The organism is Novosphingobium sp. PhB165 (assembly GCF_004341845.1).
Lineage (GTDB): Bacteria > Pseudomonadota > Alphaproteobacteria > Sphingomonadales > Sphingomonadaceae > Novosphingobium.
This window is the reverse complement of sequence record NZ_SLVB01000012.1, coordinates 84,432-103,910: the sequence shown is the minus strand read 5'-3', so window position 1 is coordinate 103,910 and position 19,479 is coordinate 84,432. Positions and strand designations below refer to the sequence as shown.

Annotated in this window: 20 protein-coding genes; 6 read left to right on the top strand and 14 right to left on the bottom strand. The window is 65.7% G+C overall.

Annotated features, from left to right (window positions below):
• Positions 1-28 precede the first annotated feature (28 nt).
• Positions 29-1,774 (bottom strand): D-aminoacylase, encoded by a 1,746-nt coding sequence (locus EDF56_RS23410; protein ID WP_132392141.1) that lies wholly within the window; start codon positions 1,772-1,774, stop codon positions 29-31.
• 136 nt (positions 1,775-1,910) lie between these two features.
• On the opposite strand from EDF56_RS23410, the gene EDF56_RS23405 reads away from it, so the two are divergent.
• Positions 1,911-2,672 carry a helix-turn-helix transcriptional regulator gene (locus tag EDF56_RS23405; RefSeq protein WP_243652811.1) on the top strand — a complete coding sequence of 254 codons (762 nt, stop codon included), beginning with the start codon at positions 1,911-1,913 and terminating at the stop codon, positions 2,670-2,672.
• Positions 2,673-2,678: 6 nt separating this feature from the next.
• Here the strand turns inward: EDF56_RS23405 and EDF56_RS23400 are convergent, their stop codons facing one another.
• The 9 genes from EDF56_RS23400 to EDF56_RS23360 all read right to left on the bottom strand — a co-directional run bounded on the left by EDF56_RS23400 (position 2,679) and on the right by EDF56_RS23360 (position 10,947).
• Positions 2,679-3,875, bottom strand: coding sequence for an MFS transporter (locus tag EDF56_RS23400; RefSeq protein WP_132392139.1), 1,197 nt, complete (start codon positions 3,873-3,875; stop codon positions 2,679-2,681).
• The gene (locus tag EDF56_RS23395) at positions 3,872-4,672 is read right to left on the bottom strand and encodes an SDR family oxidoreductase (protein ID WP_132392205.1); all 801 of its coding nucleotides are present in this window, start codon (positions 4,670-4,672) and stop codon (positions 3,872-3,874) included. The genes EDF56_RS23400 and EDF56_RS23395 overlap by 4 nt, the downstream gene beginning before the upstream one ends.
• An 11-nt stretch (positions 4,673-4,683) precedes the next feature.
• Complete coding sequence (locus EDF56_RS23390; RefSeq protein ID WP_132392137.1) at positions 4,684-5,145, bottom strand: nuclear transport factor 2 family protein; 462 nt, start codon at positions 5,143-5,145, stop codon at positions 4,684-4,686.
• 21 nt (positions 5,146-5,166) lie between these two features.
• The gene (locus EDF56_RS23385; RefSeq protein ID WP_132392135.1) at positions 5,167-6,240 is read right to left on the bottom strand and encodes an alkene reductase; all 1,074 of its coding nucleotides are present in this window, start codon (positions 6,238-6,240) and stop codon (positions 5,167-5,169) included.
• A gap of 8 nt (positions 6,241-6,248) precedes the next feature.
• Complete coding sequence (locus EDF56_RS23380; RefSeq protein WP_132392133.1) at positions 6,249-6,881, bottom strand: nuclear transport factor 2 family protein; 633 nt, start codon at positions 6,879-6,881, stop codon at positions 6,249-6,251.
• A 25-nt stretch (positions 6,882-6,906) separates the two neighbouring features.
• Positions 6,907-7,440: a flavin reductase family protein gene (locus tag EDF56_RS23375; RefSeq protein WP_132392131.1), complete on the bottom strand. Its 534-nt coding sequence runs from the start codon at positions 7,438-7,440 to the stop codon at positions 6,907-6,909.
• A 146-nt stretch (positions 7,441-7,586) separates the two neighbouring features.
• On the bottom strand, positions 7,587-8,075 hold the full coding sequence (locus EDF56_RS23370) for an Lrp/AsnC family transcriptional regulator (protein WP_132392129.1): 489 nt from the start codon (positions 8,073-8,075) through the stop codon (positions 7,587-7,589).
• A gap of 3 nt (positions 8,076-8,078) precedes the next feature.
• Positions 8,079-8,555 carry an Lrp/AsnC family transcriptional regulator gene (locus tag EDF56_RS23365; protein WP_132392127.1) on the bottom strand — a complete coding sequence of 159 codons (477 nt, stop codon included), beginning with the start codon at positions 8,553-8,555 and terminating at the stop codon, positions 8,079-8,081.
• Between the two features lie 247 nt (positions 8,556-8,802).
• On the bottom strand, positions 8,803-10,947 hold the full coding sequence (locus EDF56_RS23360) for an FAD-dependent oxidoreductase (RefSeq protein ID WP_132392125.1): 2,145 nt from the start codon (positions 10,945-10,947) through the stop codon (positions 8,803-8,805).
• Between the two features lie 252 nt (positions 10,948-11,199).
• On the opposite strand from EDF56_RS23360, the gene EDF56_RS23355 reads away from it, so the two are divergent.
• From EDF56_RS23355 to EDF56_RS23335, 5 genes are all read left to right on the top strand, one after another.
• Positions 11,200-11,970: an SDR family NAD(P)-dependent oxidoreductase gene (locus EDF56_RS23355; RefSeq protein ID WP_132392123.1), complete on the top strand. Its 771-nt coding sequence runs from the start codon at positions 11,200-11,202 to the stop codon at positions 11,968-11,970.
• An 80-nt stretch (positions 11,971-12,050) separates the two neighbouring features.
• On the top strand, positions 12,051-13,589 hold the full coding sequence (locus tag EDF56_RS23350; RefSeq protein WP_132392121.1) for an NAD(P)/FAD-dependent oxidoreductase: 1,539 nt from the start codon (positions 12,051-12,053) through the stop codon (positions 13,587-13,589).
• 110 nt (positions 13,590-13,699) lie between these two features.
• Positions 13,700-14,554: an SDR family NAD(P)-dependent oxidoreductase gene (locus EDF56_RS23345; RefSeq protein ID WP_132392119.1), complete on the top strand. Its 855-nt coding sequence runs from the start codon at positions 13,700-13,702 to the stop codon at positions 14,552-14,554.
• 69 nt (positions 14,555-14,623) lie between these two features.
• Positions 14,624-15,130 (top strand): nuclear transport factor 2 family protein, encoded by a 507-nt coding sequence (locus EDF56_RS23340; RefSeq protein WP_132392117.1) that lies wholly within the window; start codon positions 14,624-14,626, stop codon positions 15,128-15,130.
• 31 nt (positions 15,131-15,161) lie between these two features.
• The gene (locus EDF56_RS23335) at positions 15,162-15,923 is read left to right on the top strand and encodes a glucose 1-dehydrogenase (protein ID WP_243652810.1); all 762 of its coding nucleotides are present in this window, start codon (positions 15,162-15,164) and stop codon (positions 15,921-15,923) included.
• Positions 15,924-15,947: 24 nt separating this feature from the next.
• Here EDF56_RS23335 and estDL136 read toward each other — a convergent pair whose 3' ends face one another.
• The 4 genes from estDL136 to EDF56_RS23315 all read right to left on the bottom strand — a co-directional run bounded on the left by estDL136 (position 15,948) and on the right by EDF56_RS23315 (position 19,381).
• Positions 15,948-16,889, bottom strand: coding sequence for a chloramphenicol hydrolase (estDL136, locus tag EDF56_RS23330; RefSeq protein ID WP_132392113.1), 942 nt, complete (start codon positions 16,887-16,889; stop codon positions 15,948-15,950).
• Positions 16,890-16,972: 83 nt separating this feature from the next.
• Positions 16,973-17,851, bottom strand: coding sequence for an SDR family NAD(P)-dependent oxidoreductase (locus tag EDF56_RS23325; protein ID WP_132392111.1), 879 nt, complete (start codon positions 17,849-17,851; stop codon positions 16,973-16,975).
• A 45-nt stretch (positions 17,852-17,896) separates the two neighbouring features.
• Positions 17,897-18,604, bottom strand: a complete 708-nt coding sequence (locus EDF56_RS23320; RefSeq protein ID WP_132392109.1) for an EthD domain-containing protein — start codon at positions 18,602-18,604, stop codon at positions 17,897-17,899.
• Positions 18,605-18,619: 15 nt separating this feature from the next.
• Positions 18,620-19,381 carry an SDR family oxidoreductase gene (locus EDF56_RS23315; protein WP_132392107.1) on the bottom strand — a complete coding sequence of 254 codons (762 nt, stop codon included), beginning with the start codon at positions 19,379-19,381 and terminating at the stop codon, positions 18,620-18,622.
• Between the last annotated feature and the right edge of the window lie 98 nt (positions 19,382-19,479).

Below are 19,479 nucleotides of genomic sequence, written 5' to 3'. Positions count from 1 at the left end.
AAGCGCTGCCCCGGTTGGTCTTGTCAGGTCATTCGGCAGCTTCCGCGAAATTGCCCAGCGGCTGGATTGCGGGGGAGAGGAACTGGCCCGGCTTGGCGCCGGTATAGGCCCCGTTCTCGAACGTGGGCACGCCGTTCACCAGCGTCAGGCGGGTGGGCATCGCCTTGCGGGTGAAGCGCCAGGAATGGCCGCCGCGCCCGTCCGGCACGTCATGCGCCTTCTCCATCTCGCGCCGTTCCACTTCGGCAAGGTCGAACACGGCGATGTCCGCACGCTTGCCTTGTGCGATCACACCCCGGTCGTTGAGGTTGAAGTGGCCCGCCAGCTTGCCGGTCATGACGTGGACCGCCTCCTCGATGGAGAGCGAGCCTTCCTCGCGCACGTACTGGGTCAGCAGCAGCGCGTTCTCGCCGCCGCCGCAGAGCATCTGCAAATGCGCCCCGGCGTCGGAGATGTTGCCCACCGTCTTGGGATCGCGCATCAGCTCGATCGTCAGCGCCTCATCCTTGGGGAAGGGCGCCATGTGCACGGTGGAACGGGTGCCGTTGGCCAGAATCCACTCCGCCATCGCGTCGGATCGGTGCAGCCCGCGCTCATCGGCATAGGCTTTGAGCGTCACGTTGACCGGGCCGGTGCCATTCTCGCTGTCGATTAAGTTCAGCGCTTGCGGGTTCTTCAGCGGCGAATGATCCCAGGCGTTCTCGTCCCAGCTCTTGCGCGCGCGTGCCCGCCAGTCCAGATCGGCCAGCAGCCGCGCCTTCTCGCCATGATCCTCGGCCATGACGACTTCGTGCCACACATAGTCGTTGGATTGCGCGAAGATCAGCGACTTGACGATGGAAAGCACATTGGTGGGCGAAACGTGCGCGAAGCCGGGCCAGATATCGACATCCGACTCCCGCATCGTGCGCAGGCTTTCCTGCATAGCGGGCAGGATCGCCTTCTGGAAATCCAGCGTCGGCACTGCGCCCGCGATCTGCACGCGGATCTTGCGACCGCCCAGCAATTTCGCCAGCCGCTCAAGGTCGGCCGGGCCGGTCATGCGCATGAAGGTATCGACGATCACCTGGTAGCAGCAGTTGGGATAGCGCTCCATCACGTCGAACAGCGCGGCGAATTCTGCATCGTTGGCCTTCAGTGTGGGCACCGGGCGGTCCTGACCGTCATGATCGTGCAGATTGTCCGACATGCCCAGCGCGCCCGCCGCCAGCGCATCGTCCAGCAATTCGCACATGCGCGCGATTTCCTCGGGCGTCGCCTCGCGGTCCCACGCTTCCACGCCCATCGCGGCAAGGCGGATGGCGATATGGCCGACATAGGCGGCATAGTTCAGCGGCACCGTCACGTTCCGCTCCACCGATGCGCGGTATTCGGACCATGTGTTCCAGTCCCACGGCAAGTGCTGCAGGAACGGGCCTTCGGGAATATCCTCGAAGAACGAGAAGATGCCGATCATCTCTTTCTGCGCGGGCATGTAACGATGGAGCGGCGCGGTGGAAAAGCCGCAGTTTCCCAGGATCATCGTCGTCGCGCCATAGCCGGGCAGGGGATCGAGATCGGGCTGCCACCACATGGTGCCGTCGTAGTGCGTATGGCTTTCGATGAAGCCGGGGGTGACGTAGCAGCCTGCCGCATCGACCACGCGCTCGCCGCGCGGCTCCAGGCTGGGGCCGACCTCGGCGATCATGCCGCCGGTCACGCGCACATCGGCCGCGTAGGCCGGGGCGCCGGTGCCGTCGACCACGGTGCCGTTCCTGATCAGGATATCTTCCATTTTCGGGCATCTCCCACGCTGTTTTTGTCCCGACCCTCCAAGTGGCCGCCGGGCGATCGTTGTCGCCAGGAGAGGATAGAATGGGGTGGCTTTGAGCCGAAGAAACGGCTTGAAAATCGTATCATAATCTGCGCCCATGCGTATCGAAATGCGATACGATTCCACAAGCGATGCGATGCTCGGTGTGCTGCGCCGCCACTTGCGGCAGGAGGGTTGGACGGCGCCCCGTTTGGCCGAAACGATGGGCGTTTCGGAGGCGACGGCAAAGCGCTGGATCGTCGGCAAGGGACTCACGCTTGACCGGCTGGAACGCATGGCCGAACTGTGCGGAACCACCATTTCCGAACTGGCGCGGGAGGCGGAGCAGGCGCGCACCGGCCTCGCCCGCGAACTGACTTTGGCGCAGGAGCGGGCGCTCTCTGCCGACGTGTTTCTCTCCACCCTGTTCATGGCGCTTCTGGCAGGGGCCAGCCCACGCGAGATCGGTGAGGATTTCGGCCTTCCGCGCGCCACGCTGGATGCGGCCCTGCTGAAGCTGGAGCGGTTGGCGCTGATCGACCGCCTGCGCGGCGACCGTGTGCGCCCGCGCGTCGACCGGGCGCTGATCTTCCGGAAGTTGCCGCTGCGCAAGCTGTTCGAAACCCACCTGAAACAGCAGTTCATGGCGATGGATTTCGGCGCCCCCGATGCTGTTTACACTTCCGAACTGATCAAGCTGTCCGAAGCGGGGGTCGGGCAACTGGCCGAACTGATCGAGCGATTGCGCCGCGACGTGCAGGCACTGGGCGCCCGCGACCGTGAAACGAGCCTGCGGCCGGGACGCTGGCTCACCTTGCTCTGCGCGCTTCGGCCTTTCGATACGAGCGGAATAGCCGATGCCGCCGCCGGCCTGACCTGACGGCGATCAGGCCAGTTTCGGCCGGCGCCCCAGCCAGCGGACTGCGAACCACAACGCCAGCACGGCGCCCGATGCGGCTAGGATCGCCAGCGCGGCGGAGGCTCCGGCGTGGAGGCGGACTGGATCGAGCGCGAACTGCACCAGGAACGGGCCGCCGAAAATCGCCCCTTTCATCAGGCCGATCACGCGCCCACGATTGCTCTCGTCCGACAGGCCGATGGCATAGACCATCAGGCTGGGCATCAGCACGCCGATCCCCACGCCCTCGATCGCCATGCCGCAGGCGACCATCGGCGCCGTGGGCGCGTAGGCCATGATAAGCAAGCCGAAGCCGCTGCACGCCGCGCCGAAAACGAAGGCCAGATCCAGCGAGATCATCCGCCGGATCCGGCCATAGGCGAAACCGGTGAGCACCACCGTTGCCGCTCCGGACAGCGCGACGACGGCCCGGCCCGAACTGGTGGCCACGCCCACATCGACCAGCCGGTGCGGCAGATAGGCAGACGTGCCGGTTGCGATGCTGCCGACGATGAGGCCGAAACCGAAGATCGAGGGCAGTAGTCTTGCCGGAATGCCCGATGCCGCCGCCGCCCGCGCTCGCGCGGTGACGGCCGGTTTTTCGGGAATTCCTGCCAGCGCCAGCGCCGCCGCGACAAAGCCCACGGCATAGATCAGGAACGAGGTTCGCCACGCGGTGTCCGCCAGAGAACCGGCGACGATGGACAGCGCCATGCCCGCCAGCGCGCCGACAGACGGGATCACGCCGGACCAAACATTGCGCCCCTCCTCGTCCCAGTAATCACCGATCACCGAGAACGCCGCCGCGCCCATCGATCCCAGCACGATGCCGACGATCAGGCGGCCGAGAACCGCCTGCTCCAGCGTCGCCGCGAACAGTATGCCGCAGCCGGCAAGGCCGTAGAGCAGGCCGGAAACGAACATCACCCGGCGGTGGCCCAGCCGGTCCCCCAGCCAGCCGCCCAATGGCGATCCGATCAGCACGCCAAGGCCCAGCACGGTCAGCACCATGGTCACGGTGACATGGCCGCTTGCCGTGCCGAACTCACGCTCGATCTGCGGCAGGATGGGTGAAAGCGTGCTGTTGGCTACGCCGCTCATCGTTGCGAAAGCGATCAGCGCGGCGCGGCCGGTGAGTCCCAGCGGGGAAGGGCGCACGGCGTTGGATATACCGAGGCGGCTCATGCGCCGACTTCCGGGCGCCAGGCAACGCCGTTGATATGCCCGCCGCCGTCCACGAACAGCGTGTTGCCGGTCATGTACCCGCCGCCCTCGCTCGCCAGAAACACGGCGACTGGGCCGATGTCCTGCACGGCGTGGCCGAAGCGGCCTGCCGGCACTTGCGACAGGATTTCGTCCGCCTTCGCCGGATTGGCCTCGAAATAGTCGCGCGCCTGTGGGCTGGTGGCGGAGGGACAGATCACGTTGCAGGTGATCCCATGCGGGCCCCATTCGACGGCAGCCGTGCGGGTCAGCGCGCGCACGGCTTCCTTGCTGGCGTTATAGCCGGCGGTGAACATATGCGCGTTGACGCCGTTCAGCGAGCCGAGGTTGATCACTCGGCCGTAGCCTTGCGCCTTCATCACCGGAAACGCGGCGCGCATGGCGCGAAACACGGCCCAGTAATTGAGGTCGAAGCTCGCCGCCATGTCTGCATCGCTCTGGTTTTCCAGTCGCTTGGGAAAGCTAGCCCCGGCATTGTTGACCAGCACATCGAGCCGGCCGAGCCGCTCAAGCGTTTCCGCCACCATCCGCTCGATCTGTTCGGCCCGGGTCACGTCGATCTGCAGCGCGAAGGCGCGCACGCCGTGCGATTCGCGCAGCCATTCGGCCTCATGCTCAGCTTCGTCCAGACGGCGCTGCGCGATGACCACATCGGCGCCCGCCTCGGCCATGGCACGGGCAACGCCCTGCCCCACACCCTGTCCGCCGCCGGTGATCAGTGCGGCGCGTCCTGCCAGCGGCCGGGCGCCTTGTACCATCGCATCGTCCTTCATCGAGCTTGTCCAAGCCCCGCGCTTTCGGCGGAAATCACGGCGGGATCACCGGAGTGCAGGAACCAGAGCGCGTCGCGTCGAACGATGCGCCAGCCTACGGTGCGCCTTTGCCAGCGGTCGACATATTCGCCGGTGGAATCGAATATCGCGCCGAGTGGATCGTCCTGCCGCTGGTGCCGTGCCTGCACATAGGCGCGGCTTGTGGCTTCATCGCCGTCGATATCGACGATCATGCTGCCGATCAGATGTTGCGTGGGGCCGCACCGGTCGAGATAGCGGCGCATGTTGCGCTCCAGCGCGTCAATACCGATTTCTTCGCCCACGCCGTAGTTGAAGGTGAGGTCATGGGCGAAGACATCCGAAAGTTCGTCCCACTTTTTCCGGTCAAGGATTCTGGCAAATCGGGAAAGTCCTCTCACGATCTGCCTCTCGTCGAGCAAGGTCTGGATTTCAATCATCGCAGCATCCCTGTTGCGGCTTCAGTCGGCGAGCGCGGGGTAGTCGGTATAGCCGCGCCGGTCGTCGCCCATGCCGGTGTAGAAGGTTGCGCGATCCGCCTTGGCGAGCGGGGCGCCTACGCGCAGCCGCTGCGCAAGATCGGGGTTGGCGATGAAGGCGAACCCGAAAGAGACGGCATCGGCCTTGCCCTCGGCCAGCACGGCGCGCGCTTTTTCGGGCGTGAGCGCGCAATTCTCGATTACCGGGCCGGACCAGTGTGCGCGCACCAGTTCCAGCGCGTCAAAGCCGGTATTGGGGATGTGGATCAGGTGGCAATAGGCCAGCCCCAGCGGGGCGATGGCATCCAGCAGCGCCGCATACGTCTCGGCCGGGTCGGCATCGGCCATGCCGTTGAACGTGACGCCGGGGCAGATGCGCAAGCCCACGCGGTCTGCGCCGATGGCCTTGGCGAGCGATTCCAGCACTTCCACCACGAAGCGCACGCGGTTCTGTGCCGAGCCGCCGTAACGGTCGGTCCGCTGGTTGCTGTTGGAAGACAGGAACTGCATCGGCAGGTAGCCGCTGGCGCAGTGGAGTTCGACGCCGTCGATCCCCGCCGCGCGGGCATTGCGCGCGGCGGCCACGTATTCGGCGATGACGCCGTTGATCTCGCCGGTGTCCAGCGCGCGCGGCATTTCGGTGGGCACCGGCACGCCGTCGGGACCGGGAATCGGGTCCGGGCAGGGCAGCGCGGACGGAGCCACGGTTTCGGCGTCGGCGGCCTTGTTGGCGCGCACCGATGCGCGGCCGACATGCATCAGTTGCACGACGATGCGGCCGCCTTCGCCGTGAACCGCGTCCGCCACCTTGCGCCAGCCTTCGACTTGTGCGGGCGAATGGATGCCCGGCGTGCGCCAGTACCCCTTGCCGGTGGGGGAGGGCTGGGTGCCTTCGGTGACGATAAGCCCGGCCGATGCGCGCTGGCGGTAGTATTCCACCATCAGGTCAGTCGGCTCGTCCTGCGGCCCGGCGCGATCGCGCGTCATGGGGGCCATGACCACGCGGTTGGCCAGCTCGATGGCGCCAAGGCGGGCGGGTGTGAAAAGCGGATCCATGGCGCCCCTCAGCTACGCACACGCGGACGGGGCAGCGGGGCACCGCGCCGCATCGTTTCGATGAATTTTTCCAGCGGCGCGGGCGCGTCTACCGGGCCGTCGTGCGCCATGCCATGGCGATTCCAGTAGGTTTTCCAGCTTGGGAACAGGTCGTGGAAGCTGCCTTCGTAGGGGGGCTCACCCGGCCAGCGCATCTTGCGCTCACCGATCGGCGGGCGGTTCAGGTCGCTGGCGTACCAGTAGAGCGGCAGGCGGCGGCGGAAAAACCAGCGGCCGTCGATCCGTTCGTACCGGTCGAAATACATCATCTGCATGACCACCCAGTCGCCGCCGGCCTCATGCTCGTTCTTGGAATAGACGACGCCCTGCGCATTGTCGGCATCGTCGAAGTCGATCACATGGCCGCCGATGTGGTGCGAGGTGCCGGTGAACTGGCGCGAATGCGTCTCGTCGAACCAGTCGCGCAGGGCTTTGCGACCAGACTGGCCGCCGCCGACTTTCACGTCTGCGGGAAACAGGTTCACCCACGCATCGCTGTCACGCATGTCGAGCGCGAGGGCGTACTTGGCGGGAAGCTGGCGGATGGCGTCCAGCGATTCAAGGCGGTCTATCCGCGCCAGCAAGGCGTCGTTTCCAGGCATTGCGATCTCTTGAAAAAGAGTGAGTTCAGGCGGCGAGCGGGGACAGGCGGCCAAGGCAGCCATTGGCCCAGCCCAGGATGTCCTCGCCCCCGGTGGAGACGAGTTCGTCGACATCGCCGATCAGCAGATCATGCGTGCCGTAGGCCACACGCTCGCGGATGTGGCAGAAGATGTTGGCGGGGGCGCCCTCGATGAACCAGACCCGGCCCCGGCGCTGCCATTCGGGCTGGGTGAAGCGCAGCGCGCGCGCTTCCGGCCGGGCGAAAGGCTCCATGTGACCTTGCCGCGCGCTATCCAGCAGGTTGATGCAGAATTCGCCGCTGCGCACCAATGCGTCGTGGCTGGAGCCCGAACGGTTGACCGCGATCGCCATCGAGCACGGCTCCAGCGAGACGGGCATGATTGCCGACATTGCAAGGCCCACCGGATCGCCGGTCTCCGGATCGAAGCTTGTGACCACGCCGACGGGTGCTGGAAGGTGACGCAGCACGTGCTTCAGCCGGGCATCCAGCGTGGGTTGTTCCAGGGTGCGGTTCAGTGCCGCCTTGGCATCGTTCATGTGCCTGCTCCCGTAAGTCACCGGGAGCTACGCAAGCGCGTGCGACTCAACGATGACGTTTTAGATTTGCGTCATCGTATATATATTAAATTACGCAAATGCAAACCAGAATGGGCTCCATCCGATCAATTCGCGAAATCTGGCGCTCAATCCTCGTCGGCAATGTGGTCCGGCGGGGTGATCTTGGCCATGCGCGCCTCGTACTTCACGGTGCTGACTGCGATCGAGGTTTCGACATGGTGCACGCCGTCGATCATCAGCACGAGCTCAGAGGCGATGTGTTGCAGCATCTCCAACTCGTCGAACAGACAGAGCGCGGCGATGTTGAACTGGCCCATCGTCACCAGCACGGCATTGATTTCCGGCAGTGCGCCGATCGCTTCCGCAACCTCGCGCACGCGGTGCACGTCGGCCTGCACGTTGATGAAGGCCAGGCGCGATTTCTTGCCCATTTCGAAGCCGGTGATCGCGGTAAAGGCGATCAGGCCGTCCTGCTGCAGCCGCTTGATACGGCCGCGCACGGTGCCTTCGGTAACGCCCAGTTCCGCCGCGATCTTGCGGTTGGAAACGCGCGCGTCACGCGCAAGCAGGTCGATCAGCTGGTGGTCGAGTGCGTCGAGCACGGGGGAGGACATTGTTCAGCGATCCCTTGCTTCGATCGGCGCGACGTCGAACTGGTACTTGATGATATCGACGACCACGGCGGGCGTCAGCGAGCGGATGCCGCGCACGGTGGACAGATCGTCGAGCAGGAAGCCGGACAGATCCTCGAACCCCTGCAGCGCCACCAGCATGTCGATGTCGTACCGGCCGGTGACCAGATGCACGGCGAAGACTTCGGGCAGCGCGGCCAGATCTTGCGCCACGTCGTTTACTGGGCGGCCGTCCACTTCCACCGCGATTTTGAGCAGCACGTTGTAGCCGTGGGCGGAGAAGTCCGAAACGGCGACGACGCGCAGCTGGTTGGCATCTTCCAGCCGCTTGATGCGGGTGGAAACGGTGGTGGCGGTCAGCCCCAGCGTCTCGGCAATCTGCTGGTTGTTGGCGCGGCCGTTGAGGCGCAGCAACTCGACGATCTTGGCGTCGGTCGCATCGAACTGGAACGTTTGCGTCATGTCTTCCGGCAACCTGCTTCCCGAACGGAGCGTGGAACGAGCGGCCGGTTTGCGCATGGAGCGCTTGCTCGTCAACCTCATAGTGACTGCTGGAAACGCGCGGCAAGGCCGAAAACCGAAGCGCCAAAGCCGCTTACTTGGTGCGACGATGGTGTGTATGCGTAGAATTCAGATTGTGCATCTACGCGGCGTAAATCGGCCGTTTCCATCGTTCGCCCCCTTTTCCCTTGATCGCGTGTGCCCGGCCTCAGGCCGGTTGCGGATGGCGGGCCGCGGCGATTTCCCGCACCGCCTCGGCCGCGCCACGCATCGCCCCCTCGATGTAGCCGACGCCGTTGGCATCGCCCACGACATGGACGTTGAAGCCCGCCGCCTCGATCGCCTGCGCCAGCGACAGGTCGCCTTCCGCCCCGCGCGCGACGATCACGTTGTCCGCCGCCACGCTCCGCACCTGCCCCTCATTGTCGGTGAAAGTCACCGTGTCCGCACCGATGGCGATGTCGCTGGCGCCGCCGTGCAGGCCCACGCCATGCTCTGCCAGTTCGGTCAGGATGCGCATCCGGCGCACCAGCATCAATCCGCGCCCCAGCCGGGGGCCTTCCTCGATCACATGAACCGTGCGGCCGCGCTCGCTGAGGAATTCGGCCAGTTCTAGCCCGACCAGTTCGCCGCCGACGATGACCACGCGGTCCCCCAACGGCATCCAGGTATGCGTGGCCTTGCGCACCAGCGAAAGATTGGCGGTGGCCCCCGTCGCCGCGCCGACTTTGGTAGCGAGGCGGGTGAACAGCCCGGTCTTGCGCTTCAATTCGTCCGAACTTTCGCCCAGCATCATCCGGCGCATGTCGTCGCCGGAGAACACGTGCGGCAGATCGCCGCCGGGGATCGGCGGCATCCCGCGCACCGCGCCGGTGGCGACGATCACGTCCTCGACGCCGAGGTCGCGGAGCAGTTCGGGGGTGGCCACCGTCGAGAGCCGCACATCCACACCCGCCTCGCGTACTTCCCGGCGCAGCCAGTCGAGAATGCGTTCGTTGGGTTCATAGGCCAGGCTGGCGAAGCGCAGCGTGCCGCCCAGCCGGTCCGACTTTTCGATCAGCGTCACCTTGTGGCCCAGCGCCGCCAGCCGGCGCGCCGATTCCATGCCGCCGGGGCCGCCGCCGACCACCGCGATGGGGCGCGGCGACCCGGCCTCCGGCTCGCCCTGATACTCGCGCCCCAATGCGGGATTGACTGCGCAGCGCACCGCTTCGCCCATGTAGATCGCGCTGATGCAGGTGTAGCAATAGATGCAGGGGCGCACGGTGTCCGGCGCGCCTTCGGTCAGCTTGCGCGGCAGGTGTGGGTCGGCCAGCAGCTTGCGGCCCATGGCGACGACGTCCAGCTCGCCGCGCCCGATCGCCCGGTCCGCCACATCGGGCCCGACCCGGCCCGAACCGAGCACCGGAACCGATACTACCTCGCGAATGGCGGCCACGGATTCCAGGTTCCAGCCGGGCGTCTGCGGCGTGTGCGATTCCGAATGGAGCTTGCCCTGATCGGTATCGTGATAGGCGGTGACGGTGATCGCGTCCGCCCCGGCCGCCTCCACCAGCTTCGCCAGATCGCGGGCGAGGTCGATGGTGATGCCGCCCGGCTTGCCCACATCGCGCGAATCGATCTTGATCCACACCGGGAAATCCGGCCCCACTTCGGCGCGGACTGCCTTAAGCACGTCCAGCGCCAGCCGCGCGCGGTTTTCCAGCGGGCCGCCGTAAGCGTCCGTGCGGGTGTTGGTATAGGGCGAGATGAAGGAGGACAGCAGATAGCCGTGCCCGGCGTGGATCTCCACACCGTCGAAGCCGGCCTCTTTCGCGCGGCGGGCACCGGCGGCGAACTGGAAGACGGCAAGGTCGATGTCCGCCTGTTCCAGCGGCTTGACCGCCGGCGGCGTCATCCCGGCCAGCGGCGCCAGTTCCTCCATCAGGAAGTATTCAGTGAAATTGCCCTTCGGCGGCTTGGGATAGGCGGGTGCCCAGAGCGGATGGCCCCAGCGCGCGTGGCTGTAATTGGCGACGAGGCCGCCGTGGTGAAGCTGCGCGGCGATCTTCGCGCCGTGCGCGTGGACGCGGTCCGTCAACTGGCGCAGGCCGGGAATGAAGCGGTCTTCCGAAATCGCTGTCTGGCCCATCGACACCGCGCCGACCGGCCAGGCCACGCCCGCCACGCCGGAGATGATGAGGCCGGCGCCGCCGCGCGCCTGTTCCTCATGATAAGCGATCAGCCGTTCGCCCACGGTGCCGTCGTCTTCGGAAAGACTCACCCCCATGGCGGTGACGGCGATGCGGTTGCGAATCTCCATCGCGCCGATCCGAAGCGGGGAAAGCAGGTGCGGATAGGTATTGGATGTCATGCGGCTGGCTCTCTCATTCCCCGGGGGCGCGGCTGGATAGTGGCGTCAGGGCGGCGGAAAAGCGGCAGACCGGCGATTGGCAGGGCCGTAACCCCGTGCAATATCGCATTTTGCCTCTCCCATCGCCTTTTGGCTTGTCATTGCGCAAATTATTGGCGATGATTTTACGATAATCAAGGCAAACTTGGTTCACGGCTTGGCGATATGCGTCGTAGCGATGGAACCGGGGGCGATGAACCAGACGGAGAGATGATGGCGGATCGGCTCGCAGGCAAGAGGCTTGTGGTGATCGGCGCGGGCACCGGCATCGGTGCCGCGACCGTGGAGCGCCTCTGCGCCGAAGGCGCGCGTGTCGCCGTTCTGGATATCAATCTTCCTGCGGCGCAGGCAGTCGCCACGCGCATGGTTGCCAAGGGGCATGAGGCTTTCGCGCTGGCGGTGGACATTGTGGACGAGGCATCCGTCAATGCCGCGATAGCCGCAGCGGCGGACCGGCTGGGCGGGCTGGACGGTGCGCACGTCAACGCCGCCGATTTGCGCGCCATCTTTGCGGACAGCGATGCGCTGGCGCTGGATCTTGCGGTGTTCGACCGGACCATCGCGGTGAATTTGCGCGGCCATCTGCTGTGCACGCGCGCCGTGCTGCCGCATCTGTTGTCGTCAGGCGGCGGGGCGATCGTCTACACAAGCTCCGCCGCCGGCGACAGCGGGGACCCGGAACGGCCCAGCTATGCCGCGTCCAAAAGCGGGCTCAATGCACTGATGCGGCATGTCGCCTCGCGCTGGGGGAAGCAGGGGGTTACGGCCAACTGCGTGGCCCCCGGTTTCGTGATGACGCCGGAGATGATCGCGGGCGGGCAGGTGCCCCCCGCATGGGCCGATCTTTGTCTGGCGCAGACCCGTTCGACGCGGCTGGGCAGGGCGGAGGATATTGCCGGGGTGGCGGCCATGCTGCTGTCCGAAGACGGGCGCTGGATCAATGGCCAAGTCGTCCACGTCAACGGCGGCGCACTGCTGAATTGAAATCGTAGAACCGAATATCGGCCGGTTTCCTGCACGCTGACCACTGGCGGGACCGGCCACCGAATGGAGAGAGGAAGACTATGGCACAGGACAAGCAGACGACGCGCAAGTTGCGGTACGCGATCGTCGGCGCAGGCATGGCGGGGCTGCTCGCCGGGGTGAAGCTGCGGCAGAACGGAGAGGAGTTCACCCTTTTCGAAAAGGCCGACAAGCTGGGCGGCACCTGGCGTGAAAACCGCTATCCGGGCCTCACCTGCGACGTGCCTGCCCATGCCTATACGTACGCGTTCGAGCCTTATCCGGAATGGAAGGCCTATTACGCCGCAGGCCCCGAGATTCAGGCCTATTTCGAGATGGTGGCGGACAAGTACGATGTGCGCCGCTCCATCCGCTTCGGCTGCGAAGTCGCCGGGCTGGTGTGGGATGAGGCCGCCGCCGAATGGACGGTGACGCTGGCCAATGGCGAAAGCCACCGCTTCGACGTGGTGATCGCTGCCTCCGGCGTGCTGCACCACCCCAAGACGCCCCCCATCGAGGGGCTGGAGAGCTTTGCCGGGCATGCCTTCCACACCGCCCGCTGGGATGACGATGCCCCGATCGACGGCGCCCGCGTAGGCCTGATCGGCTGCGGATCGACCGGCGTGCAGATCCTGACCGCGATCAACAAGCGGGTGGAGAGGCTGGTGCATTTCCAGCGCTCTCCGCAATGGATCATGCCGGTGCCGCAGTTCCCCTATAGCGACGAGGACCGCGCCGCCTTCCGCGCCGATCCCGCGCTGATGGACGCGATCCGCTATCACGAGGACTATATCGGCGCGATCCGCCGCTTCACCGATGGCATCACCGATATCGACGGCCCGGAAATGGCGGAGATCGAGGAGATCTGCCGCGTCAATCTGGAGAACTCGATCCGCGATCCGCAGCTGCGCGAGAAGCTGCGCCCCGATTACCGCGCGGCCTGCAAGCGGCTGATCTATTCGTGGTGCTTCTATGAGGAAGTGCAGAACCCGTCCGTCTTCGTGGAGACCGGGCGCATTGCGCGAGTGGAGCCGGAAGGCGTGCGCATGCAGGATGGCACGTTCCACCCGCTCGACACGCTGATCCTCGCCACCGGCTTCCATGCCGATCGCTTCATCCGCCCGGCAACGGTGACGGGAGAGGGCGGCCGTTCGCTGGATGAGGCATGGGCCAAGCGGCCGACTGCCTACTACGCGCTCAGCGTGCCGCACTTCCCCAACCTGTTCCTGCTCAATGGGCCGACGGGGCCGGTCGGCAACTTCTCGCTGATCGACATTGCCGAACGGCAGTGGGACTACGTGGAGCAATTGCTGGACCGGTTGCGCACGGGCGAAGTGCGGCAGATCGCGCCGACTGCGGCTGCGCATGCGGATTATGAAGAACGGCGGATCGACGCGGCGAAGAAGACGATCTTCGGGTCGGGCTGCACCAGCTGGTATCTGGATGCAGAAGGCGTTCCGGCCAGTTGGCCGTGGAGCTACGACGCCTTTGCCGACGCCATGCGCACGCCGATCTTCGCGGATTACGGGCTTTCCGACGCATCGTCGGTGCAGGCCGATGCGGCCCGGTCAGGGCAGCTTGAGGAAGAAGCCCCGGCTTAATTCGGTCGGGAAGTAGGGATGCCGTCGCCCGTTCAATCTGGCGGCGGCGACTCGCCTGTTGAGGGCGACGTTTCTTCCCGCACGACAACGGGGCATGAGGGAGAGTTTGCATGGCGCGTGACGCCGAAGTTTTCGCAGGCGGCGTGGCCGTCATCACCGGGGCTGGATCGGGCATCGGCGCGGGTCTTGCCCGGCGCGCAGGCGCGCTGGGTATGACCGTGGTAGTTGCCGACATCAATCAGGCCGCCGCGCAGGCGACGGTCGATGCCATCCAGTCCGCCGGCGGTGCAGCCGAGGCGGTCCGGGTAGACGTTTCCAGACCCGAGGAACTCGATCGGCTGGCCGATCACGTCTTCGCCACGCATGGCGACGTGCGCCTGCTCGTCAACAACGCGGGGATAGAGACGGTAGGCTTCACCTGGGAGATCCCTGTCGCCCGCTGGGAGGCGACGCTGGACATCAACATCCACGGCGTGATCCATGGCGTGCGCGCCTTCGTGCCGCGTATGTTGGAGAGCGGCAAGGAGGCATGGATCGCCAACTTGTCCTCGATCGGCGGCTTCTCGGTCATGCCGGCGCAAACCGCCTATATCGTCACCAAGCATGCGGTGCAGGCCTTCAGCGAGTGCCTCTATCTGGAGATGCAGCTGAAAGAGGCGCCGATCCACGTCTCCTCGATCATTCCCGGCATGCTCAAGACCAACATCTTTAATGCCGACGCCGGCGCCGGTGAGCCTGAAGCCGCCGCCAGTCACCGCCGCAAGATGGCCGAGATGATGAGCGCTTGCGGCATGGATCTGGACGAAGGCTGCGGCCTGTTCCTGGAACAGATCGCGGAGAACAAATTCTGGGTCCACAGCCAGCCCGAGATGAGCCGGCAAGTGCTGGAAGGCCGCATGGCCTTCTTCCAGAACGAGACCCCGCCCTTCATGCCGGACATTGCGCGTGAGATCGTTGAAGGCTGATTTTCGCGAAGAAACGGCTTGATTACGCCGCTGCCGAGTGAGTTGCGAACAATGGATGGGAGATTTACGATGATGATCGAGTTGGCGGATCTGGCCGCGCGCCTTGCCGTGCTGGAGGATAAGGAGGCGATCCGTGCGCTCAAGGCCCGTTACCTGCGCGCCTGCGATCTCAAGGAGCCGGAAGTGGTGCGAGACTGCTTCCTGCCGACCGGCGCGCGCATCGCTTACGAAGGATTCCCCGAATTTGCGGACCGCGATGCCTTCGTAGAGGTGTTCAGCCAGATGGCCTGCCAGCCCGGCGTGCATGACATTCACCACGCCACCAACTGGGAGATCGACCTTGTGGGGCCGGATGAGGCGCGCGGGGTCTGGTCGCTCAATTTCCGCACCATCCTGATGAGCGCCCAGCGCATCACCCGCCTCGCGGTGGAATATGAGGATGTCTACCGCCGACATCAGGGCCGCTGGTTCATTGCGGAAACGGTGAGCCGGGTGACGTCGATGATTACCGAGGAAATCGCCGAAGACGGTGCGCTGCGCGTCATCGCCTGCGGCGAAGTGCCAGTGGCTGCTTGAGTAGCTGCCTGAAAGAGATCTGAGAGAGGATATGGGAATGATCGATTACGGATTGGCCGGCAAGGTCGCGCTGGTCACCGGCGCAAGCGGCGGCATCGGCCGCGCCGCCGCGCTGGCCTTCGCCCGCTCTGGCGCCAGCGTGCTGGTCAGCGACGTCAATGAGGAAGGCGGCCGTGAAACCGTCTCGCTGATCGAGCAGGCCGGCGGCAAGGCCGTCTGGCAACGCTGCGACGTGAGCAAGGGGGATGAGGTGAAGGCGATGGTCGCCGCCGCGGTCTCCGCATTCGGCCGGCTCGACTATGCGTTCAATAATGCCGGGATCAACTCCATCGCCGCCAACGAATATGAGGATGAGGTCTGGGCGCGCAGCGTAGGCATCAATCTGACCGGCGTGATGCTGTGCATGCGGGAGGAAGCGGAAGTGATGCTGGCGCAGGGCGGTGGCGCCATCGTCAACACGGCATCGATCAACGGTCTGGTGGGCAATCCCAGCCAGCCCGGCTACACTGCCACCAAGCACGGCGTCATCGGCCTTACCCGCCACGGCGCGTTGCGCTGGGCCAAGGCGGGCATCCGCGTCAATGCGGTGTGCCCCGGCGTGATCGAAACGCCGATGACCGCGCCGCTGGTCGCCGATCCGCAGATGAAGCAAGTGATCGAGGGAATGACCCCGATGGGCCGCATGGGCAAGGCGGAGGAAATTGCCGAGGCGGTCGTCTGGCTCTGCAGCGACGCGTCGGCTTTCGTCACCGGTCATCCCATGGTGATCGATGGCGGCGCGACCGCCATCTGATCGATAGGACGCTCGCCTGAACTGTCAGGCGAGCGCTTCGCGTAGTCCCCTCCCGGCGCGCTCCATCCATGGCAGCGCGCCGGGCACCGCCTGAAACATCGACAGGAAGCCGTGGATCATCCCCGGCGCGATGGTGCTGTCGACCTTCACGCCCGCTTCGCCCAGTCGCGCGGCATAGGCCATGCCTTCGTCGCGCAGCGGATCGTGCTCGGCCGTGATCACCGTGGCCGAAGGCAGCCCGGCAAGATCGGGCGTGCCCAGCACGCTGGCGAGCGGGACGTGATCGGCCGTGTCGCTGCCCAGATAGTGCTGCCAGAACCAGCGCATGGCATCGGTGGAGAGGAAATAGCTGCCGTCGCCATTCTCTGCGTAGGAGGCGTGGCCGAAGCTGTTGCAGGTGACCGGATAGGCCAGCGCCTGATGGCGCAACGCCGGGCCGCCTTCGTCACGCGCGCGGATCGCGACTGCTGCGGCAAGGTTGCCTCCGGCGCTGTCGCCCGCCACGGCCAGTCGCTTGGCATCGACACCCAACGTTTCGCCATGGGCCGCTGCCCAGACCAGCGCGTCGTAGCAATCGTCAAGCGGCGTGGGGAACGGATGTTCGGGCGCGAGGCGATAGCCGACCGACAGCACCGCCGCGCCGCTTTCGCGCGCCAGTTGGCGGCAAGTGGCATCATGCGTGTCCAGCGTGCCGATCACCCAGCCGCCGCCATGGTAGAAGACCACCAGCGGCGGGGTTTCATCTCCGGTTTCAGCCGCGCCTTCGGGCAGGTAGAGCCGCGCCGGAATATCGCGGCCGGGCAGTGGCAAGACCAGATCCTCCACCCGCGCCACTTCGGGCGGCGGGGCGAAGGCCATCGGCTGGTCGCTGGTCGCCCGCAACGCTTCGGGTGTGATCGTGGCGTAATCGACTTTCGGGGCGGCGGAGAACATCTCCAGCAGTGCCTTGATATGGGGATCGAGCATCCTCGGGGCGTTCCTCTCCTTGACCGGCGGGCGCGTTCGCCTCGCCGGTGTCATTCCTCAGTCTGGTCTGCGGGCGGTCAGCGTCAATAGACCGCAGCCGGGTTCTTCGGGCGCGGGCTGCCCAGCATCTCGCGGTGTGAGGGACGCTCGCGCCCGCGATCGGTAACGCCCAGGGTGCGGGCGACTTCGGCGGTGATGAGCGTCTGGCCGGAAAGCTCCTCGCGATCCGGTGCGTTCTGGATCGCTTCCAGCACATGCGCGGAAAATTCCGGGTTCTCCGCCATTTCCGCGAAAGCCTCATACTGTTCGGGATTGGTGCGGCGGGCGATCTCTGCCCGTTCGGTGACTTGCGGGCCCAGCCATAGTGAGACGGCGACAACGCCGGTGCCGCGCAGATCGTGCTCCATGTCGTGCGCAAGCTTGTCGAGCCCGGCCTTCTGCGCGCCATAGGCGGGGCCGTGCATGTAGCAGGAAGCGCCGAAGGAAGAGGTCATGGCGATGCAGCCCGATCCCTGCGGCACCATCATCCGCGCCGCGTGCCAGCTGGCGACATAGGCGGAGCGCAGACCGACATCGAGAATCTTCTGTGCGTCCAGCTCCTTCTCCCAGAACGGCATCTTGGCGATCAGCTGGTGATGCATATAGGCGGCATTGTTGACGAGCACGTCCAGTCGACCGGATTCCTGCAGGATACGGTCGAACAGCGCGGCGACTTGCGTATCGTCGGCATGGTCGCAGACCACCGGGATGCCCGTGCCGCCCAATTCGTTCACGCGGGCGGCGGTTTCCGCCACCGTGCCCGGAAGCACCGATCCGTCCCACCCCTTGGCATCGCCCGGCACGGTCGTGCGGCCGGTGACGTAGACGGTGTAGCCCATTTCGCCGAAGCCGCGCGCAATGCCCGCCCCGGCGCCCCGGCTTGCGCCAGTGACGAGCGCGACCTTTCCGTTTCCTTGCGCCATTTTCTCTCTCCCGTTGGTTCTATTTGTCTACAGTCAGCGCGTGCGTCAGTCCGCGAACTGGAATTGGCTGGTCGGGATCACATCGATCCGCGAAAAGTCGATGAAGCGCGTGCAGCTGTCCATCATGATGCGGGCGTTCTCTTCGAACTTGGCGGGATCGCCGGCCGCGTCGAAGACCACTTCCGGCGCGGACATCGCCTCGGCCGGGAAGCACTCTTCTACGAAAGCATCGTAGGCCGGCGCATCTGCCGTGAGCGGGCGCACGACGATGTTCTGCACGTATTCGAAGTTCGATTGCGTCTCGATGGCGACGCGGGTGTGTTCGCCCACCCAGTGCGCGAGCGCGGCGTCGCGGCTCATATCGCGGCGGAACGCTAGGAATGTCGACTGACTCCAGCCCCAGGTCCGCGCGTCGGGCCGGGGCGGGTGCGCGTCGTTGGCGATGATGGTAGATTCGCAGACCAGCCATGCGGCGAAACGGTCGCAATATTCCGCCAGCACGGCGTCTACCGCGCCGCGAAACCGGCTGTTGGCCGAATCCAGCCAGAACTGGACGATCGCATCCTGCTGCGGGGCCTGCCAGCGCTGGATCATCTGGTCGGCCGGCGCGACGGCCGCATCGCGCAAGTTCAGCCGCACGCGCTGCGCACCGGCCGCCTGCAGCGCGGCGGGCAATCCGGCCAGCAGCCGCTCCGCATAGGCGGCGCGATTTTCATCCTGAGGTGCCCAAAGGGCAGCGACGATCTTCTCCACGTTCTGTCGTCTCCCTCAGTCGAAGTTGGCCTGCCCGCCGTCGAGCGGGATGGTGGCGCCGGTCAGATAGCCAAGGTCGGTGCCGCACAGGGCCACCAGCGCGCGGCCGATGTCTTCCTCAAGCCGGCCGATCCGGCCGAGCGGAATGGTGCGGAAGAAAGCTTCGGCCTCTGCCGGATTGTGTTCGATCCAGCCTTTGAGGCCGGGCGATTCCCCATGCGGCGCGATGGTCAGCACGCGCACGCCGGCGCGGCCCCACTCGGCGGCGGCAGCGCGGGTCAGAGCGCGGGTGGCCTGCTTCACGGCGGCATAGGCGCCGTATCCGGTCATGTCCCAGCGGATTCCGGCGGAGGAGGCGAAGTTGAAGATCGTGCCGCCGCCGCGCGCCGCCATCACCGGCTGGACGCGCTTCATCAGGCGGAAAGTGGCCAGCGGACCGGATTCGAAGCCCGTAATGAATGCCTCGTCCGTCACATCGTCCAGCTTGCCCAGCGGCACTTGCTGCGCGTTGTTGACCAGCACGTCGATCCCGCCGAACGCGGCGCAAGTGGCCTCTACCGCCGCGTCGATGTGCTCGGCATTGCAGACGTCGCAGGCCAGTGCCTGCGCCTCGCCGCCTTCCGCGACGATCGCCTGCCTCGCCTGTAGCACCTTGTCATAAGTGCGGCCTGCCAGCATCACCTTCGCGCCGGCCTGCGCCATCGCCCGCGCCACGCCCAGGCCGATGCCCTGTCCCGCGCCGGTAATCAGCGCCACTTTACCTTCCATCTCCACCATTATGCTCTTTTACCCGAATGACTCGTAAAAAATGACGTGTCATTTTACGCATGGAGTTGACAGGAGCGCAATATCAATCGCAACATGCGTCACAAGAT

What these genes read in the sequence shown, in the direction of transcription:
- EDF56_RS23350 (WP_132392121.1), top strand. Translation starts at nt 12,051, where the DNA reads ATGGCACAGGACAAGCAGACGACGCGCAAGTTGCGGTACGCGATCGTC.
- EDF56_RS23340 (WP_132392117.1), top strand. Translation starts at nt 14,624, where the DNA reads ATGATGATCGAGTTGGCGGATCTGGCCGCGCGCCTTGCCGTGCTGGAG.
- EDF56_RS23400 (WP_132392139.1), bottom strand. Translation starts at nt 3,875, where the DNA reads ATGAGCCGCCTCGGTATATCCAACGCCGTGCGCCCTTCCCCGCTGGGA.
- EDF56_RS23410 (WP_132392141.1), bottom strand. Translation starts at nt 1,774, where the DNA reads ATGGAAGATATCCTGATCAGGAACGGCACCGTGGTCGACGGCACCGGC.
- EDF56_RS23380 (WP_132392133.1), bottom strand. Translation starts at nt 6,881, where the DNA reads ATGCCTGGAAACGACGCCTTGCTGGCGCGGATAGACCGCCTTGAATCG.
- EDF56_RS23370 (WP_132392129.1), bottom strand. Translation starts at nt 8,075, where the DNA reads ATGTCCTCCCCCGTGCTCGACGCACTCGACCACCAGCTGATCGACCTG.
- EDF56_RS23315 (WP_132392107.1), bottom strand. Translation starts at nt 19,381, where the DNA reads ATGGTGGAGATGGAAGGTAAAGTGGCGCTGATTACCGGCGCGGGACAG.
- EDF56_RS23355 (WP_132392123.1), top strand. Translation starts at nt 11,200, where the DNA reads ATGGCGGATCGGCTCGCAGGCAAGAGGCTTGTGGTGATCGGCGCGGGC.
- EDF56_RS23360 (WP_132392125.1), bottom strand. Translation starts at nt 10,947, where the DNA reads ATGACATCCAATACCTATCCGCACCTGCTTTCCCCGCTTCGGATCGGC.
- EDF56_RS23405 (WP_243652811.1), top strand. Translation starts at nt 1,911, where the DNA reads ATGCGTATCGAAATGCGATACGATTCCACAAGCGATGCGATGCTCGGT.
- EDF56_RS23390 (WP_132392137.1), bottom strand. Translation starts at nt 5,145, where the DNA reads ATGATTGAAATCCAGACCTTGCTCGACGAGAGGCAGATCGTGAGAGGA.
- EDF56_RS23375 (WP_132392131.1), bottom strand. Translation starts at nt 7,440, where the DNA reads ATGAACGATGCCAAGGCGGCACTGAACCGCACCCTGGAACAACCCACG.
- EDF56_RS23345 (WP_132392119.1), top strand. Translation starts at nt 13,700, where the DNA reads ATGGCGCGTGACGCCGAAGTTTTCGCAGGCGGCGTGGCCGTCATCACC.
- EDF56_RS23365 (WP_132392127.1), bottom strand. Translation starts at nt 8,555, where the DNA reads ATGACGCAAACGTTCCAGTTCGATGCGACCGACGCCAAGATCGTCGAG.
- estDL136 (WP_132392113.1), bottom strand. Translation starts at nt 16,889, where the DNA reads ATGCTCGATCCCCATATCAAGGCACTGCTGGAGATGTTCTCCGCCGCC.
- EDF56_RS23385 (WP_132392135.1), bottom strand. Translation starts at nt 6,240, where the DNA reads ATGGATCCGCTTTTCACACCCGCCCGCCTTGGCGCCATCGAGCTGGCC.
- EDF56_RS23325 (WP_132392111.1), bottom strand. Translation starts at nt 17,851, where the DNA reads ATGGCGCAAGGAAACGGAAAGGTCGCGCTCGTCACTGGCGCAAGCCGG.
- EDF56_RS23335 (WP_243652810.1), top strand. Translation starts at nt 15,162, where the DNA reads ATGGGAATGATCGATTACGGATTGGCCGGCAAGGTCGCGCTGGTCACC.
- EDF56_RS23395 (WP_132392205.1), bottom strand. Translation starts at nt 4,672, where the DNA reads ATGGTACAAGGCGCCCGGCCGCTGGCAGGACGCGCCGCACTGATCACC.